The sequence below is a fragment of the Acinetobacter sp. RF15B genome (assembly GCF_007558235.1).
Lineage (GTDB): Bacteria > Pseudomonadota > Gammaproteobacteria > Pseudomonadales > Moraxellaceae > Acinetobacter > Acinetobacter lwoffii_C.
Window position 1 is genome coordinate 1 of record NZ_VLSR01000028.1, and the last position, 16,763, is coordinate 16,763.

19 protein-coding genes and 1 pseudogene are annotated in these 16,763 nt (G+C 44.3%); 11 read left to right on the top strand and 9 right to left on the bottom strand.

Going from position 1 to position 16,763, the window contains the following annotated elements:
- Window positions 1–85: pseudogene (locus E2K74_RS13615) on the bottom strand (IS5/IS1182 family transposase); the annotation flags it as partial.
- A 61-nt stretch (window positions 86–146) separates the two neighbouring features.
- On the opposite strand from E2K74_RS13615, the gene E2K74_RS13620 reads away from it, so the two are divergent.
- Window positions 147–566 carry a hypothetical protein gene (locus E2K74_RS13620; protein WP_227548041.1) on the top strand — a complete coding sequence of 140 codons (420 nt, stop codon included), beginning with the start codon at window positions 147–149 and terminating at the stop codon, window positions 564–566.
- 477 nt (window positions 567–1,043) lie between these two features.
- Here E2K74_RS13620 and E2K74_RS13630 read toward each other — a convergent pair whose 3' ends face one another.
- Window positions 1,044–2,756 (bottom strand): electron transfer flavoprotein-ubiquinone oxidoreductase, encoded by a 1,713-nt coding sequence (locus E2K74_RS13630; protein ID WP_151208153.1) that lies wholly within the window; start codon window positions 2,754–2,756, stop codon window positions 1,044–1,046.
- Between the two features lie 186 nt (window positions 2,757–2,942).
- On the opposite strand from E2K74_RS13630, the gene E2K74_RS13635 reads away from it, so the two are divergent.
- The 5 genes from E2K74_RS13635 to E2K74_RS13655 all read left to right on the top strand — a co-directional run bounded on the left by E2K74_RS13635 (window position 2,943) and on the right by E2K74_RS13655 (window position 7,371).
- Entirely contained in the window at window positions 2,943–3,554 is a 612-nt protein-coding gene (locus E2K74_RS13635) for a DUF1285 domain-containing protein (protein WP_151208154.1), read from the top strand.
- Between the two features lie 49 nt (window positions 3,555–3,603).
- Window positions 3,604–4,473, top strand: a complete 870-nt coding sequence (gene murI, locus E2K74_RS13640) for a glutamate racemase (RefSeq protein ID WP_151208155.1) — start codon at window positions 3,604–3,606, stop codon at window positions 4,471–4,473.
- A gap of 122 nt (window positions 4,474–4,595) precedes the next feature.
- A complete protein-coding gene (locus E2K74_RS13645; protein WP_151208156.1) occupies window positions 4,596–5,624 on the top strand; it encodes a DUF4062 domain-containing protein in 1,029 nt (342 codons plus the stop codon).
- 65 nt (window positions 5,625–5,689) lie between these two features.
- On the top strand, window positions 5,690–6,703 hold the full coding sequence (hemH, locus tag E2K74_RS13650) for a ferrochelatase (protein WP_151208157.1): 1,014 nt from the start codon (window positions 5,690–5,692) through the stop codon (window positions 6,701–6,703).
- Between the two features lie 23 nt (window positions 6,704–6,726).
- Window positions 6,727–7,371, top strand: a complete 645-nt coding sequence (locus E2K74_RS13655; RefSeq protein ID WP_151208158.1) for an MBL fold metallo-hydrolase — start codon at window positions 6,727–6,729, stop codon at window positions 7,369–7,371.
- Window positions 7,372–7,414: 43 nt separating this feature from the next.
- Here the strand turns inward: E2K74_RS13655 and E2K74_RS13660 are convergent, their stop codons facing one another.
- Window positions 7,415–7,597, bottom strand: a complete 183-nt coding sequence (locus E2K74_RS13660) for a hypothetical protein (protein ID WP_151208159.1) — start codon at window positions 7,595–7,597, stop codon at window positions 7,415–7,417.
- Between the two features lie 168 nt (window positions 7,598–7,765).
- A complete protein-coding gene (locus tag E2K74_RS13665) occupies window positions 7,766–7,939 on the bottom strand; it encodes a DNA gyrase inhibitor YacG (protein ID WP_151208160.1) in 174 nt (57 codons plus the stop codon).
- 84 nt (window positions 7,940–8,023) lie between these two features.
- Between E2K74_RS13665 and E2K74_RS13670 the strand changes: the two genes are divergently transcribed.
- Together E2K74_RS13670 and E2K74_RS13675 are read left to right on the top strand one after the other, a co-directional pair.
- On the top strand, window positions 8,024–8,668 hold the full coding sequence (locus E2K74_RS13670; protein WP_171480689.1) for an SAM-dependent methyltransferase: 645 nt from the start codon (window positions 8,024–8,026) through the stop codon (window positions 8,666–8,668).
- Window positions 8,669–8,673: 5 nt separating this feature from the next.
- Window positions 8,674–9,870, top strand: coding sequence for a TIGR03862 family flavoprotein (locus E2K74_RS13675; protein ID WP_151208162.1), 1,197 nt, complete (start codon window positions 8,674–8,676; stop codon window positions 9,868–9,870).
- Window positions 9,871–9,943: 73 nt separating this feature from the next.
- Here E2K74_RS13675 and E2K74_RS13680 read toward each other — a convergent pair whose 3' ends face one another.
- Window positions 9,944–10,522, bottom strand: a complete 579-nt coding sequence (locus E2K74_RS13680) for a hypothetical protein (protein WP_151208163.1) — start codon at window positions 10,520–10,522, stop codon at window positions 9,944–9,946.
- A 15-nt stretch (window positions 10,523–10,537) separates the two neighbouring features.
- Window positions 10,538–11,314 carry a class I SAM-dependent methyltransferase gene (locus E2K74_RS13685; protein ID WP_151208164.1) on the bottom strand — a complete coding sequence of 259 codons (777 nt, stop codon included), beginning with the start codon at window positions 11,312–11,314 and terminating at the stop codon, window positions 10,538–10,540.
- A gap of 113 nt (window positions 11,315–11,427) precedes the next feature.
- On the opposite strand from E2K74_RS13685, the gene E2K74_RS13690 reads away from it, so the two are divergent.
- The 3 genes from E2K74_RS13690 to E2K74_RS13700 all read left to right on the top strand — a co-directional run bounded on the left by E2K74_RS13690 (window position 11,428) and on the right by E2K74_RS13700 (window position 14,063).
- Window positions 11,428–12,699 carry a hypothetical protein gene (locus E2K74_RS13690; RefSeq protein WP_151208165.1) on the top strand — a complete coding sequence of 424 codons (1,272 nt, stop codon included), beginning with the start codon at window positions 11,428–11,430 and terminating at the stop codon, window positions 12,697–12,699.
- A gap of 123 nt (window positions 12,700–12,822) precedes the next feature.
- Window positions 12,823–13,014, top strand: coding sequence for a hypothetical protein (locus E2K74_RS13695; RefSeq protein ID WP_151205637.1), 192 nt, complete (start codon window positions 12,823–12,825; stop codon window positions 13,012–13,014).
- Window positions 13,015–13,109: 95 nt separating this feature from the next.
- Window positions 13,110–14,063, top strand: coding sequence for a 2-hydroxyacid dehydrogenase (locus E2K74_RS13700; protein ID WP_151208166.1), 954 nt, complete (start codon window positions 13,110–13,112; stop codon window positions 14,061–14,063).
- A gap of 70 nt (window positions 14,064–14,133) precedes the next feature.
- Here the strand turns inward: E2K74_RS13700 and E2K74_RS13705 are convergent, their stop codons facing one another.
- The 3 genes from E2K74_RS13705 to E2K74_RS13715 all read right to left on the bottom strand — a co-directional run bounded on the left by E2K74_RS13705 (window position 14,134) and on the right by E2K74_RS13715 (window position 16,630).
- Window positions 14,134–14,613 carry a hypothetical protein gene (locus E2K74_RS13705; RefSeq protein ID WP_151208167.1) on the bottom strand — a complete coding sequence of 160 codons (480 nt, stop codon included), beginning with the start codon at window positions 14,611–14,613 and terminating at the stop codon, window positions 14,134–14,136.
- A gap of 224 nt (window positions 14,614–14,837) precedes the next feature.
- The gene (locus E2K74_RS13710) at window positions 14,838–15,227 is read right to left on the bottom strand and encodes a hypothetical protein (protein WP_151208168.1); all 390 of its coding nucleotides are present in this window, start codon (window positions 15,225–15,227) and stop codon (window positions 14,838–14,840) included.
- A gap of 125 nt (window positions 15,228–15,352) precedes the next feature.
- Window positions 15,353–16,630 (bottom strand): ATP-dependent nuclease, encoded by a 1,278-nt coding sequence (locus tag E2K74_RS13715; protein WP_319922818.1) that lies wholly within the window; start codon window positions 16,628–16,630, stop codon window positions 15,353–15,355.
- Window positions 16,631–16,763 lie beyond the last annotated feature (133 nt).

Consider the following 16,763-nt stretch of genomic DNA (forward strand, 5'->3'; position numbering starts at 1 on the left):
CCATTTCAGTAAAAACTTGTCGAGGTACGCCAACCAAGCGTTTGAAGTCAGAATCTGAAAAACGATTTAATTTTTGATATCTCATGAAATTTATATTGAGGCGGTTTTTACTTTCGCAAGAGATCTAATCTATTAAAACAAATAATATGAGACGCTTAATCAATCATTCAGCTTTGGCTAGAGGAAATACTTATAAAGGTGGAATGAAAGATTATGTTAAAAACATGAGTGAGTTAGGGAAAGTAAGCAAAACTATAAAAGGGGGAGGATACTTATTTTTAGCATTAGATGTTTATAATGCTATAGAAGCTGTAAATGAAGCGAAATCTGAAGAAAAAGTCAAAAAATCTGTCATTGAAACCTCTAAAATTGCTGGCAGTTTAGGAGGGGCAGCTATCGGAGGATTTATTGTATTAACTATCGCTTCAGGGGGGAGTTCCTTAATTGTATTAGGTGTTGTCGCCGGAGTATCAGCAATAGGTGGAATGTTAGCAAGTGAGGGTGCCGGATGGATATCTGAAGAAATATATGATGCAGTTGAGTCTAGAGGGGAGAATATTAAATAATGGACACTATTTTATATTTAATAAAAACCATACCATTAATATTTACAAGTGTTGTTTTTTTTGTTTTATTTTTACTCTTCTTTATTCTCCAATATATTTACATAAATATGAATTTAAAAGGAATTTGTAAAACTATATTTGATGATGAAAATACATATAAAAAACCTTTGGAAATTTTTAATTTTTACTTTTTAAGTGTTTTGCCATTAGTTTTTTGGAGGGAGACTCTAAATATAAAAATGGAAATTAAATTTAAGAAACTTTATAGAAAGGGGTTTTATTTTAAAATTGAAAAACGGCAGTTAGTCCAGTTAATGGATAAATATCCGTATCTTTTTTATATACAATATTTAATATTTATTTTCGGATTTTTATGGATTGTTACACAAAGTCTAGCTTATTTATTAAACAATTTTTAAATAAAAGATAAAAAAATAAACCCGCTTTGAAGCGGGTTTATTTTGATCTCAGCAGAGATTACATATTCGGATAATTCGGACCACCGCCACCTTCCGGTGTTACCCAGGTGATATTCTGGGATGGATCTTTGATGTCACAGGTCTTGCAGTGCACACAGTTGGATGCATTAATCTGGAAGCGTTTTGAACCATCCTCATTTTCCATGATTTCATACACGCCCGCCGGGCAGTAGCGTTGAGCTGGCTCATCCCATTTCGGCAGGTTCACTTCTACCGGAATTGAAGCATCGGTCAGCTTTAAATGCGCAGGCTGGTTTTCTTCATGGACCGTGTTGGAGACAAATACCGAAGACAGACGGTCAAACGTCAGCTTGCCATCCGGTTTTGGATAGTTTGGCTTGAAGTTCACTGCATCAACAGTTTTCAGCGTCTTAAAGTCTGGCACCAGGTCATGTAAAGTGAATGGTACTTTAAACACGTTCTGGTCAATAAAGTTAAAGGCACCCCCCATCCATTGACCGAACTTGTGCATTGCCGGGCCAAAGTTACGCGCATTGTAGAGTTCTTCTTTCAGCCAGCTGTTGTTGAACTTCTCGGTATAGGCAGTCAGCTCTTTGATGAAGAAATCTTCACCTTCGCTTACACGGGCAATCGCCAGATCACCACCTTTTTCTACACCGGCCTGGATTGCTTCAAATACCGCTTCACCGCAAAGCATGCCAGATTTCATTGCCGTATGTGAGCCTTTGATCTTGGCAAAATTCAGGAAGCCTGCATCATCACCGATTAAAGAGCCACCCGGGAAAGTGAGTTTAGGCAGCGAGTTAAAACCACCCTTGGTCACAGCTCGTGCGCCATACGAAATCCGCTTGCCACCTTCCAGATACTGTTTGATTAAAGGATGGGTTTTCCAGCGCTGCATTTCCATAAATGGATACATGTGCGGATTGGTATAGGACAGATCCACGATCATGCCCAAAGTCACCTGATTGTTTTCAGCATGGTATAACCACCAGCCGCCTGAAGAACCGGTTTCATTTAAAGGCCAGCCGGCCCCGTGCATCACCAGACCTGGCTTATGTTTGGCCGGATCAATTTCCCAAAGTTCTTTAATGCCGATCCCGTAGTGCTGTGGATCAGCATCTTTATCCAGATTAAATTTTTGGATCAGGCGTTTACCTAAATGGCCACGGCAACCTTCAGCAAAGATGGTGTATTTGGCATGCAGCTCATAGCCCGGGGTAAAGTTATGCGTCGGTTCGCCATCTTTGCCAATGCCCATATCACCGGTTTGAATACCTTTGACCGTGCCATCTTCATGGTAGAGAATTTCAGCAGCAGCAAAGCCCGGGAAAATGGAGACTTCCAGCTCTTCGGCTTTCTGGCCTAACCAGCGCACCACGTTGCCGAGGGAAATGACATAGTTGCCATCATTATGCATGGTTTTTGGCACCATCCAGTGCGGAGCCTGTTTGGAGGTGGTTTCAGACAGCAGGAAGAACGTTTTGTCTTCAGTGACCGGCACATTAAGAGGCGCTCCCTGTTCTTTCCAGTCAGGGAAGAGTTCATTGATGGCACGAGGTTCGATAATTGCACCGGACAGGATGTGGGCACCGACTTCGGAGCCTTTCTCTACGACACAAACGGACAGATCGTTCAGGTTGTTTTCAATTGCAAGTTGACGGATTTTAATTGCCGCAGAAAGACCCGCAGGGCCTGCACCTACGATGACTACGTCAAACTCCATCGATTCACGTTCGATGTGTTCCATGTAGGACTCCTCATATGTCTATTCGGTGGCAACCATAATCAGCTGATTGGGTGCTGCCATGAGTGTTCTGAATTCCTAGACACAAAAATGCTAGTGTCTTTCATAATCTGGGCTAGTATAGTTTTAAACCCAGTTTTAGCCAATTGGCTGAAACATATTATTTTTCCGTCATTAAGGTCTTCTTTTATGGATAAGCCAATGCCAAACACGAATCCGACGAAAAAATTAACTGATCGTGATGATAAAAACTTAATGGACATCGCACAATACTTAAAAGATGCACAGGGCAGTCACAAAAGGTCAATCCCCCCTCTGGAGCAGTGGCAGCCAAAGCATTGTGGCGCAATGGATCTCAAGGTTTTGGCCAACGGCGAATGGTGGCACGAAGGTCAATTGATCAAGCGTCAGCCGATGATTGACCTGTTTGCAACGGTGCTCTGGAAAGAAAATGGTAAATTCTATCTAAAAACGCCGGTGGAAATGATTGAAATTGAAGTAGAGGACGAGCCTTTATTTGTCAATCAGGTCGATCAGGTCGAGATTGAAGGCAAAACCTATCTGCAGTTGAGCACCACGACCCAGGACCTGATAATTGTGGATCAAGCGCACCCGGTATTCATGCGGGAATATCAGGGCGAACTGCGTCCTTATGTGCATGTCCGTTTTGGAATCAATGCCCTGATCCAGCGTGCTGCCTTTTTACATCTGGTGGAGATGGGAGAGCTCAATGAAAATGCTGCCGGTGAAACCGTTTTAAGCTTAAAAAGTGGTGATTTAGACTTGCATTTGAGTACCTGAGGTTTAAGCTTTGCTTCAGGTATTTTGACACATCAATCCATTATTCCTTATGAGCGCCATTCAACCAGTTTCTTCAGTTCTTCAACCCATGCCTGAAGCGAGTGCAGATGCACCGATTGGTATTTTTGATTCGGGTGTTGGCGGCTTATCAGTCGCTGTAGAAATCGCCCGTTATCTACCGAATGAGCGTTTTATTTATTATGCCGATACTGCACATGTGCCTTATGGAGCACGGGATGATCAGGAAATTCGCAACCTGACTGCCAAGGCTGTGGACTGGCTGTATCGTCAGGGCTGTAAAGTTGTAGTGGTGGCCTGTAATACGGCATCTGCTTTCAGTCTGGATTATTTACGTGATTACTATGGGGAAAACTTTCCGATAATCGGTTTAGTGCCTGCTTTGAAACCTGCTGTGCTCAATACCCGCTCCAAAACAGTTGCTGTTCTGGCCACGCCTGCCACATTTCGCGGTCAACTGATTAAAGAAGTTATAACCCGGTTTGCCGAGCCTGCGCAGGTTCGCGTCCTGCCAGTAACCAGTCTGAAGCTGGTTCCTTTTGTAGAAGCAGGAGAGCAGCGAAGTGCGGCCTGTCTGGAAACTTTAAAACAGATTTTACAGCCTGTTGTCGATCAAGGCGCCGATTATTTAGTCTTAGGATGTACACATTACCCCTTCCTAAAACCCTCAATTCAGTATATTTTTGGTCATAAGCTGACACTAATTGACTCAGGATTGGCAGTAGCGAGACAAACCGCCCGTATTTTGATTAAAAATGGGTTACTATTTGAGCATGGTGATCAGCAAAACTTGAAAATTAGACTGGTTGTGAGTGGGCAGAATGCTGACCAGCTTCAACCTGTTTTACAGCGCCTGATTCCGGCTGATCTCAGCTGGCAACTTAGCAATATGGATACTTGATTCCAACCGGCGCAGTAAAAATTATTTCTATAAATTTGGAAAAGTATTTTTTAATACTGGGGGAGTCATAGGCTGCAAATGCGAAAGCTTTTTTGTGCCTATGCGGTAGAAGAGGATAACCCATGCTCGATAAACGCTATCAGGTATTCATTTCCACTTCTGGGGCAGACATGCAGCCAGAGCGGATTATTTTGTCTCAAACACTGGTGGGTATGGGGTTCTTTTCCTGGGGACTGGAACAGCGTACTCCGCTCAATACGGCATTTGCACGCCGCCAGATTGATGACTGTGATTATGTCGTGATCCTGCTGGGCAGCCAATATGGGGAGCAATCGGTTTCCGGTGTGGGCTATATGCACTTGGAATATATTTATGCGGTCGCGAAACAGAAGCCTATAATTGTCTTTATGCATGAGGACCCGGACTCACGTGATCCTGATCTGCATGATAGCAAGCCGGAATTAAAAGAAAAATTTAAGGAATTTCGTCAGTTACTCCAAAATGAAGCAGATCAGGTGTTTAGGTATCGCAGCCTGCGTGATCTGGAAATGGCGGTACGTCTGAACATGTCACAAATTCTGGAGCATTATCCGGTAGCGGGCTGGGTGCGTCCGCAAAATACCCAAGCCTTGCATGATGAAATTGACCAGTTGAAGACCAGACTGGCGCAACTGGAGCAGGAAATGGGAACACGCGAAATTGATCCATTTCTGAGCCTGCCTAAAGTCTCCATGCATGAGCTACTTTCTTTTGAATATCGTATGCATGCCTATCAGGATGGCAACTTTAAAGAATTGAAAGTCCAGAAAAAATTGACCTGGGCACAATTACTGCAGATCTTGGGCTCGACTTTTATCAATCCGACGCCTGAAGAATTTTTTTCCAAACGCATGAATGAATATTTAAATGAAACCGGTCTGGAAGATGCCCACGCAGAAATGCCGCGTGCACATGCGGTGGCTCGCGCCCAAATCAATATCCGTGCACTGCATAGCATAAAAATGCAAATGCGCCAGAATGACTGGATTATTCCTTCGGGGCGTGATGATCGCCAGCGTCTGCTTTGGCTGGTGACCCCAAAAGCACGTAAACTTCTGGACAGTCAGTTATTGGGTAAAGATCGTACTTTTCCATATAAGTCAGCCTATTAATCTATATAGAGAATAAGGTAAAAGCTGTTAAAGTAAGCGGGTTGATACCATGACGGATGCACTGAATGTTTTCTACAGCCAAACCTAAAGTCTCAATTATATTGGCAAATTTAGGCACGCCAGATGAACCGACCGTGCTAGCGGTACGCCGTTTCCTGAAACAGTTTTTGTCTGATCAGCGCGTAATTGAAATTCCCAAACCAATTTGGCAAATCATTTTGCGTTTATTCATTCTGCCTTTTCGTCCCAAGCGCGTTTCTCATGCTTATGCGCAGGTCTGGCAGCAGGATTCTCCTATGCGTGAGATTCTGTTGCAGCAGGTCGAGGCTGTAAAAGCCCAGCTGGCCGCGCGTTATCCACAGTTTGAGCTGAATGTGGTGCCAGCCATGACTTATGGCAATCCCAATATTCAAGAGGTGCTCCATCAGTTATCGGCCCAGCCCCAAGATCATATTATTCTGTTTCCCTTATTTCCCCAGTATTCGGCGACATCGACTGCGCCATTGTATGATGCGATAGCGAACTGGATTCCCAAACAGCGTAATCTGCCAGGTATCTCGATGATTCGGGACTATTATCAACACCCACTTTTTATTCGCTCTTTAGCGCAAAGTGTGCGGGATTATCAGGCAGTACACGGACAAGCAGAAAAGTTATTGATGTCTTTTCATGGTATTCCACAGCCTTATGCAGATAAAGGCGATCCCTATGCCGATCGTTGCCGGATTACCGGTCATCTGGTTGCGCAGGAACTGGGCTTGACTGAAGATCAATATGCGATCAGCTTTCAGTCGCGTTTTGGCAAGCAGGAATGGGTCAAGCCCTATACCGATGTACTGATTGAAGAGTGGGCCAGACAGGGGGTGAAATCCGTGCAGGTGATGAGTCCGGCTTTTTCAGCAGATTGTCTGGAAACCCTGGAAGAACTGGCCATCCAGAATGCCGAGCTGTTTAGCTCGCTAGGTGGTGGGCAGTATAGCTATATTCCGGCGCTGAATAATCGTGAAGATCATTTGCAATTGCTCAATACGTTGTTAGAAGCTAATCTTGAGGCGTTGACTCAAACTCTTGCCCATTAAAATATCTCGAGGTATTTCGTTCTATGCTACAAGTCAAAATTGTTCCTGTAACGGCCTTTCAGCAAAACTGTTCGATACTTTGGGATACGGACACTCAAGAAGCTATTTTGATCGATGCAGGAGGAGAGCCGGAAAAGCTGGTAGCTGAGGTGGAAGCACTGGGTGTAACGGTCAAAGCCCTGTGGCTCACACATGGTCATCTGGATCATGCCGGTGCAGTAGGTGCCCTACAAAAGAAATGGAATATTCCGGTTATAGGCCCGCATCGTGAAGACGCATTCTGGCTTGACATGATTCAGGAAGTTTCTGCACGTTATGGCTTTCCGATTCCTGAAAAAGTCGAGGTGACCCAATGGCTGGAAGGTGGGGAAGTCTTGCAACTGGGTGATGAGGAATTTGAAGTACGCTTTGCACCAGGTCATACCCCGGGCCATGTCATGTTCTATAACCAGAATCATGGCTTGTTATGGACCGGTGATGTGCTCTTTAAGGGTTCAATCGGTCGCACGGACTTTCCACGAGGCGATCATCAGCAATTACTGGACTCGATTCAACGAGAATGTTTTAGCTTACCTGATGACACTCGCTTTATTTCGGGGCATGGGCCAATAAGTAGCATTGGTTTTGAAAAACAGCATAACCCTTTTGTGGCGGGAAAGGCGGGTTGAGATAGCAGGCTAATTGTTAAAAAGACCAGCATTCGCTGGTTTTTTATCTGGAAAAAGGATTGTTAGGAAGCTGACGGGCTTGCATAGGCAATAACCCGCTTAGAAAGGCAAATAAAAAGCCTACCACAATAAACAGAACAGCTTGCTGAAAAATTCCAATACTCAGGCAAAGAAGGGCTAAGAAACACATCCCCATAAAAACAGCTTTTAAGAAGATATAGCCCATATGAATGCTCTAAAAATAATGTAATGGTTAAGTTCAGAGTAGGAGTGTGAGTAGGCGATCAATATGGTTAACTTGCGTGTAATTTTCGCTTAACTTGATCAGGTTTATATGAGTATGCCAGCTATTTTTCTATCTAGGGATAAGGAAAAAAGCAGACTTTCTCCGGTTTTAGTCTTCTGGAGCATCGGCTTGAGGCGCATCTTGGGTGGGCAGTTTATAGTCTTCATTGGCCCATGCCCCCAGATCAATCATTTTGCAGCGCTCTGAACAAAAGGGACGGAATTCATTATTTTCCCAAGTGGTGAGTTTGCCACAATGTGGACATTTTAAACTGGTAGACATGGTTAAACTCCCGATAAATATGCAGCTTCGATTAGGCAAATATAGCCGCAGTTGGTAGACTGATGCGGTTTTTATTAGTTTGATCTGATTATGCCGATTCGTCAATTTCAAGCACAGCGTATGCATGCGCCTCGTGATTTTCAAAGTATCAGTCCTGAGCCGATTTGTCTTGAAATCGGAGCGGGCAAGGGAAAACATGCTTTACTCTTTAGCCGGACACATCCGCAGAGTCAATTGATTGCCATTGAACGAACCCGGGAAAAATTTCTGGCCATGCAAAAAAAGCATGCGCTTGAAGGTCAGGCCAATCTGCAACCGGTTCATGCCGATGCGCTACCGTGGATTGTACATGCACTTTATCCGCAGCAAGTGGAACAGTGTTTTATTTTATATCCCAATCCGGAGCCGCATAATCCGGCACAGCGCTGGTTAAATATGCCATTTTTTGAATTCTTGTTATCCCGTTTAAAAAGCGGCGGTATGATCACTTTGGCCAGTAATATTCCGGAATATATTGCGGAAGCAGAACAGCAGTTAGTGCAAGTCTGGCAATTGCCATTTAAAAAAGAAGTGATTGCTCAGGATTCGGCGCGTACACATTTTGAAATTAAATATTTGGAGCGGGGGGAGCTGTGTCAGCAGTTAATCATTCGTAAACCAGAAGGTTATATCACCCGCTTTGACAAGTTTCAGCCTCTGCAAGGCCAGAACGCTCAAGTGATGGAATAATTTGCATGAGCCAGCGTATTGCAATTGTCGGTGCAGGTCCGGCCGGATTGATGGCGGCTGAAGTATTAAGCCAGTGGCATTATGAGGTGCATGTATATGAGCAAAAACCTTCGGCAGCGCGCAAGTTTTTAATGGCAGGAAAAACGGGGCTGAATATTTCCCATGCTGAACCTATTGAGCAGTTTATTCTGCGTTATGATCAGGCCGACTGGCTGGCGCCATGGCTAAGACAATGGGATGCTGCCTGGATTCAGAACTGGATGAAAAATTTGGGGATTGAACCTTATATTGGCTCCTCAGGCCGGGTCTTTCCCACCGAAATGAAGGCTGCACCGTTGCTGCGTGCCTGGTTACAGCGCCTGACCGAGCAAGGCATTCAGTTTCATTATCGGCATCAGGTGGAACAGGTGCAGCAGCAACACCTGCAACTTCAGGATATGAAGACTAAGCAAAGCCGGATCGAAGCGTTCGATGCGATTATTCTGGCCTGCGGGGCAGTCTCGTGGTCGCAGTTGGGCAGTGATGGAGCATGGCAAAGCTGGTTAGCGGCTGAAGAACTGGAGCCATTTCAGCCGAGTAATGCCGGGGTGGAGTATGTCTGGTCCCGGTTTATGCAGCCTGTGTTCGGACAGCCGCTAAAGCGTGTGGTGGCCTGGGTAGGACAGGGAGATAAAAGCACTGGCGATATTGTTATCAGTCATTATGGTCTGGAAAGTGGGCTGATCTATAAACAGGGCCGGGGGCTGCGTGAGCAATTAAAAGCTGGCCAGCCGATGCTGCTTGAGCTGGATTTATTTCCGGATCAAACGGTAGAGCAGCTGGCTAAAAAGCTGCAACCCGGCAAAAAACAGTCTCTGGCCAATGTCTGGCGTAAAGCGGGTCTGGAAGGAGCAAAAGCCGCCCTAGTGCGAGAACTGGTGGCGAAATCCATCTGGCAGGATGCAGACCAATTGGCTCAAAAAATCAAACAGCTGTCTATCACTTTAAGTGGCTTTCGGCCAATTGAAGAAGCAATCAGCTGTGCAGGCGGAGTGAAGCGTGAAGCGCTTTCGGAACAGCTGCAACTCAAATCCAATCCGCAGGTATTTCTTTGCGGCGAGATGCTGGATTGGGATGCACCGACCGGCGGCTATTTACTGACCGCCTGTTTTGCCACAGGGCGTGCAGCCGGAGAAGGGGTGCATCAGTTTCTGTCGAATTAAAGCCGAGCTGAATAGCTCAAATCAGACCAGAAACGGCTTAAATTCCCAGCTTCCTGTAAAGATGAAAAACGGTTTAATTCTGGGTGATTTTTGCTGGGGGTTGCGTATTTTGAGGATACTGCAAGCGCCAATGTTCTAACTGTTCCTGAGCATGCAGATATTTACCCAATCCCTGTACATTCTTGCTGGCTTCAGTGACGGTGCTGGCCTGACGTTCTGAACGCTTCAGTAGCTGTTCCTGATGTTCCCAGTATTGATACATCAAGCCCTGAATATAACGGCCCTGTTCAGTTTTAAGCTCCAGAGCCTTGAGCATGTTCAGGGCAGAACGAACATGGTCACGCTGACGTTGCTGGATAAATTCTTCAGTCAGATTTTCGTCTTTGCGCATCTGGTTCATTTCTGCTTCCAGATCCGCACTCATTTCCTGAAAGCGTAGCTCATAGTCCGTTAATACAGCAATGTCATGAGGATCATCAGCCGTTTGGGGGAAGGCTTTGACCGGATCGGTTTGTAGTTCTTTCATTACCTGTTCTGAGGCAGATGAATCTGGACTCGGCTCAGTATTTTCCGTATTTTTCTGATCACAGGCCATGAGAAATATGGCACTGCTCAAAAGCACAGTGCGTGTCATCCATTGCATTTTATTCATGATCAAATCCCATTTTTAGTCACTTCGCTGAAATACATATACATAAGTCCGATAGGGAAAATCTATCAGATCGTGGGCTTGTTTGGTCGTATATTGTTCAATTAGCTGTTCAAATTTCTGTTTAAGCTGCTGCCGCTGTGTCTCTGGCATCGCTGCAATAAAACTGGTCGATAGCAGACGCTTGGACACCACCTGTTCCACAGGACCATGCTGCACGTGCTGCATATGTGTCTCTGCATACGGCTGGAACAAGGTTTGTTGTTTAAATACCTCCTGCCATTGGCCATGATGAAAACGTGGCGTATTGCCTTCCAGGGGTGCGATATAATCTGCGAGAGCTTTTACCCAGTCTATCTCAGTATCACGCTGGTTCCAGACCAGAACCAGATAACCTTGCGGTTTAAGTACCCGATAAATGTCTTTTAAAGTATCCAGATTGGCAAACCAGTGAAATGACTGTGCACAAAACACGGCATTCACGCTATGATCCGGCAAGGGAAGCTGATGACTCAGACCTTCCAGGGTGTGAATATCTGGATGGGCCTGTTGCAGTTGGTTCAGCATTTCCGGCACAGGATCAATCGCCGTGATCCGGCTGCCGAGCGGACGTAAGGATGGGATAAATTTTCCCGTCCCACTGCCGAGATCTAAAAGATGCGCCTCCTCTGGCAAAGACAGGGTGGCGGCCAGCCAGCGGCTGAGATCTGCCGGATAGTCAGGCCGGACCTGCTGATAAAGCTCGGCCGCTGCACTAAACCCCTGTTGCGCTGCAGGATGTAATGATTGTGTCATATTTTGCGCTTTTTAATCTTTTTCATCGTTATAAAATAGCATATTCACTTTTTCGGTCGCATTCATTGACTGAATTGTTGCCGAAGGGTTCGATTAACCAGCACGGGAAAGTTATGGATAAGCAGATTGTTTTTGAAGATGAGCATATACGTGCGGTTTTTATGCCGGGATCATCTTCAGAATTGATTTTTTCATTTGGAGATTTGATTACCCGTGCGAAGGGCTTGAGCATCAATGCCGAGAAATCCTTGGCAAAATTTGAATTTAATGTACTCGGTATTATGCCTAAGCATAAATCCTGGTTTCCACAAGGTTCCATGTGGAACATGTTGCAGGCTATTGCCGAGCTGATTGCACCTTTCCAGCAGAGGATCGCCTATGGCGGCTCGATGGGCGGCTATGCGGCAATCAAATATTCCAATGCCTTAGATGTACAGCGCGTGGTGGCCATGGTGCCACAATATTCGATTGATCCTCAAGATGTCGAAGATCGCCGTTATAACATGTTCTATCAGCCAGAGCTTAATCAGGGCATGCGGATTGAAGTAGAAGATGTCAGTGCAGCGCGTGAATATATTATTATCTACGATCCTTATTGCGCCGAAGACCGTGCCCATTATCTGAAATTGCAGGCGGTCATTCCACAGCACCATGTCTTGCATTTGCCTTTTACCGGCCATGATGCCATCGCTGTGCTGGCCAGTTCCGAGTTGCTCTATGACTTTCTGGTACGGGATTATGATGCCAGCTATTTTTACCAGAAAATGCGCAAGGTCAAGAAAAACAGCAAGTTCTATTATCGTAAGGTGATCGAAAATATCCTGCCGCGCCATCGTCAGGCCCTGGGACGCATTTTAAAAAATAACGATCTGCTGCTGGATACCCAGTTTTTTGATGCGGCCCAGAAACAGGTCATTTTGCGGGAATTACTCAGCAATAAACAGGTAGATCAGCAGGATCTGCTGAAACTGGGGATTCATTTGAATCTGCCGCAGGAAAACCGTCAGCTATTGCTAGATGCCTATGGTCATGGGCTGGTGTTTAATGTGATCAGCAATAAAATTGAGAGCTATGCGGATGACGCGATTGCGCTGAACCATAAATTCCTGATTCCGATTTATGCCAAAGGCAACGGCTTGTTAACGATTAGCCTGAATGATGAGCGCTATCTGGTGGTGATGAATGACCGGCATATCATGAAACTGGTCAAGGAACAGGATACGCTCAGTCTGGGCATGCATCCAATTTTAATGAAGCGCTATGAAGACTTTTATATCTTCAGCTATAAACAGCTCAATCTGAGTACCAATGAATATGGCGCAGCCAGCTTTGTCGATTCAAGTGACAAGAATGTGCAGTTTGTGACTAAAAATGAGCTGGATTAACCAAAAAAAGTTAATCTAAAACAAATATTTGACATAAAGCTAAGGTGGCTTAAGATGTATTTAGGTGGCAGGCTAGGGGGGCTTGTCACTCCCGAAGCTGAAAACAGAAAGAGGGGATACAGAATGCAGTCTATGCCGATGAAGATTGGTTTGATCCTGACTGTGATGCTGCCAAATCTGGCCTATGCAGAAAGTGTGCATCCTAAAGTTATTTTATTCAGTGCATCTATTATTTTTGTGATTATTCTGGCGATTTATGTGATGTGCAAAATGCGGACTTCCTTGCGTAATTATATCGATAAGCCGCTCGACTAAAAAAACAGGCAGTGAAACGCCAGCACTAACTTGCTTTGTATGCCAATAGCGGTTAAGTCATGAGGTTATTGTCGAACAGGAACAAGGGAATTTATATGAACGGCGTTTTTCTGGACTATACATCCTTAGACAAGCAAGATCTGGATATGCAGGCTCTTCGGGCCGCTTTTGATGCACTGACCCTTTATCCGCTGACTTCTGCCGATGTGCTGCTGGAACGTGTGGCCGATGCCGAAGTGATCATCACCAATAAGGTGGTCATCAATGCCGAGACGATCCGGCAGTGTCCCCAGCTTAAACTCATTCTGATTTCAGCCACTGGCACCAATAATGTTGATCTGGCTGAGGCCAGGGCACGCGGTATTGTGGTATGTAACTGTCAGGCGTATGGAACCTCGGCTGTGGCACAGCATACCTTAATGTTGATGCTGAATCTGGCCACTTCATTTTTAAGCTATCAGCGTGCGATACAGCAGGGAGAATGGCAAAAATCTACCCAGTTCTGTTTGCTGGATGCACCGATTGTTGAGCTGGCTGGAAAAACGCTTGGAATTGTAGGTTATGGTGAATTGGGCCAGGCGGTCGCCCGACTGGCCGAAGCCTTTGGCATGCAGATCCGGATTGCTGCCTTGCCTGGCCGTCCTGCGGACGAATCGCGTATTCCATTTGCAGCGCTTTTGCCACAGGTAGATTTCCTCAGTCTGCATTGCCCGCTCACTGAAGATACCCGACATTTAATCAGTCATGCTGAGCTGGATGCGATGAAGCCCAGTGCATTTTTGCTGAACTGTGCGCGCGGCGGCATTGTCGACGAACAGGCACTGGCACAGGCCTTGCGTGAAGGCAAGATTGCAGGTGCAGCGACCGATGTGCTCTCGGTTGAACCGCCTAAAGAGGGCAATGTCCTGCTTGATGCTTCAATTCCGAACCTGATTGTGACGCCACATAATGCCTGGGGCAGTGTGGATGCACGTCAGCGAATCGTGGACCAGTTGCTGGAAAATGTCGAAGCCTTTAAACAGGGCCAGCCGATTCGGCAGGTGAATTGATTCTCGCCACTTGCGTGCAGCTAAAATTTTCCTGCTACACAAGATGTAAAAAGCCCATGAGGGGCTTTTTTTATAGATCAGTCACCGCATAACTGGTGGCTGCGCCTGCCTGCGGTTGAGCTTGTGGCATAGTTGGACTTTCGGTCACTGTTGACGACTGGCTTAAAGGTTGCTGTTGAATGGGTGCAGGCTGTTGAGGATTGCCACCCCACACCTCTTTAGTTTGCTGAATTTTTTGATTGGCCTGTTGAGCAGCCTGCTGAGCGCCCTGATCTACTTTCTGTACCGTATCGGAGGTTACGCTCTTGGTATTATCCCAGGCACGATCGACCCTAGGCTTAATTTTGGCAATACCTTTTTCAGTCACTTCACCGACTTTTTCGGCAGTATGGATTACGCCTTCCTGCGCTTTATAGGCAAACACATGCAACAGGTTTGGATTTTCACCATAGGGTTTAACCGGTTTAGCGGGCTGAGTCGTGGTCTGTGCAAATGCCGGTATAGACAGCATTAAAGCTGCGCTTAAAAGAAGAGGAGTTTTGATATTCATTATGGAGCGACCTCGAATTTGTCTAAGAATGGTCTGAGTTTGTTTTTAGTGTAGCGGATGAAGGGTTGAAAACAATGAATATCCTGTGAAGAAGAAGATATTAAAATAGATAGATTCAAAGCATTGTCATTTTTATAATGAAGAAAAAAGAGGAAGAAATAATTTTAAACTTTAGGCGGCTTAAAGAAATAGCCCTATTTTTTTATCAAAATAGGGCTATCCATTTAGTCACATTGGCTCAGGGCATCTTTCGCGAAATGTTCTCTTAAGGTGACAAAGTTCTTTTGTACACCTGCGTCATGCAGATTGAATTTTTGCGCGGTGCTGGTGCCGTCGCGCTGGAAAGTTGCCGAACCGGCATCCATCAAGGTCATGCCTTTAAATGACCATTGTTCAATAATGCGATTATTTTCAATATCGCCTGTAAATTCAATCACGCATTTATCGAGGAATTTGGTCAGTTTTGCCTGATTGTTGGTGGTTTCAGGAGATACGTCGAGGTTTTGTACTTCCTGTAAGACGCCAACTTCAAGCTGCGGAACTTTGGGTGCAGATGTACACGCTGTAAGAGCAATACTCGCAAGACCCGTCAAAATAAGAGCTTTAAATTTCATATGATTCTTTCTTGTTGAGTGTTGTTGAGTTGAGTATAGGGAATTGAATGAAAATTGGCTATAGTAGACTTATACATATGGGCTAGAGTGATTAGCCATATGTATAAGATAAGATAAAGGAAAAATTATTTTAGCTTTCGATTTATTGTATCAATTAGCTTTTGGCAATTTTGAACTTCCTCATCTGTTAAGTCACTAGAATCATGTTCTCTAGCCCAACGCAAAAAAGCTTTGGATAATTGAAATTTAGAAAGCTCTTTATTGTTTCTTTTGAAAATATCTATAATGGGCTTATTTGATTCTAACTCTTCACTAGAAATTTCAATTCCACATTCATTGTGAAAAATTTTTGCCAAAGTCACTCTGATAAGGTCTTCGATTTCAGAATTTATAACGTCTCGATTTAAAAACTCTTGTGTTCTTAGGATATTTTTAGCTCCTAAAGAATGAATAACGGTATCTTGTGTGGCTGCTTTATCTCCCGCATTATCTGAATCTAACAGAGCTACAGTTTTTAAATCATTATTACTAAGCATGGATGCGTAATATGAAATTTTTGAAGAGCTACCTACAGGAAGAAGAGCAATATTCGGATCTAAATTTTTATCAAATAAAGAGTTAATACCCTCTAAATACCATAAATCAGTTAATCCTTCCAAAAGCACATTTTTCTTTGCTGTAAACATACTTTGAGCTAAGTTATAACCTAAAGCTTCTTGTAATGGGAAAAGGGCAGCTGGATCATTTGAAACTATTTTATTATTAACTTTTGTTCCTTCAGATCTGTCCGTTAACTCTACAATTCGCACTAAATCTAATTCATCTTGTGAGATCATAAAGGGGGAGTGAGTGGTATAGATCGTTTGGTTTTTTTCTGCTAGTTTGCTAATAGTCTTAATAAATTCTTTCTGCTTTAAAGCATGTAAGCTAGTGGCAGGTTCATCAAGTAAAAGAATACAGTTTTTGTAATCATTGTCAGCTTGAGATTCAAAGACTATAAAAAAAGAGACCATCCATTGAAAGCCTTCCGATCTCTGATCGAGTTCTACCTTAGCTCCTGACAAGTCAGTTACTACGACTTTTAATGATTGTCCATCAGCAACAATTTCTAAATTGGATGCTTCATCTGTCTTATTATTTGGATTCCAAATTTCTTGAATAGATTGGGATAAATTTATAGAGGCAGCATTAAGTCGATAGAATCTATCATCTAATGATCGAGCATACGCTTCAGGGTCAGCCTGACTTTCATTCGGTTTGCCAAGATTTGCTAGTTCTCTTGCTGAGTAGCCTAGAAACTTAAGAAGTGAAATATTTCCATAATCAAAATATTTATCGTCAAGTTGGTTATTCTCTTGACGTTGAGCTAAACGCTCTAAATGGATACGGGGTTTTACTCTAATATAATTCTTGGATTCTCAAATGAAGTGCAACAGAGATTAAATTATTGGAAGGAAGCAAGATGAGCTAGCATTTTGCTTCCGACCGACCAAAGTCAAAGTTGCATCATGAACTATACTCATCTTACTCAAGAAG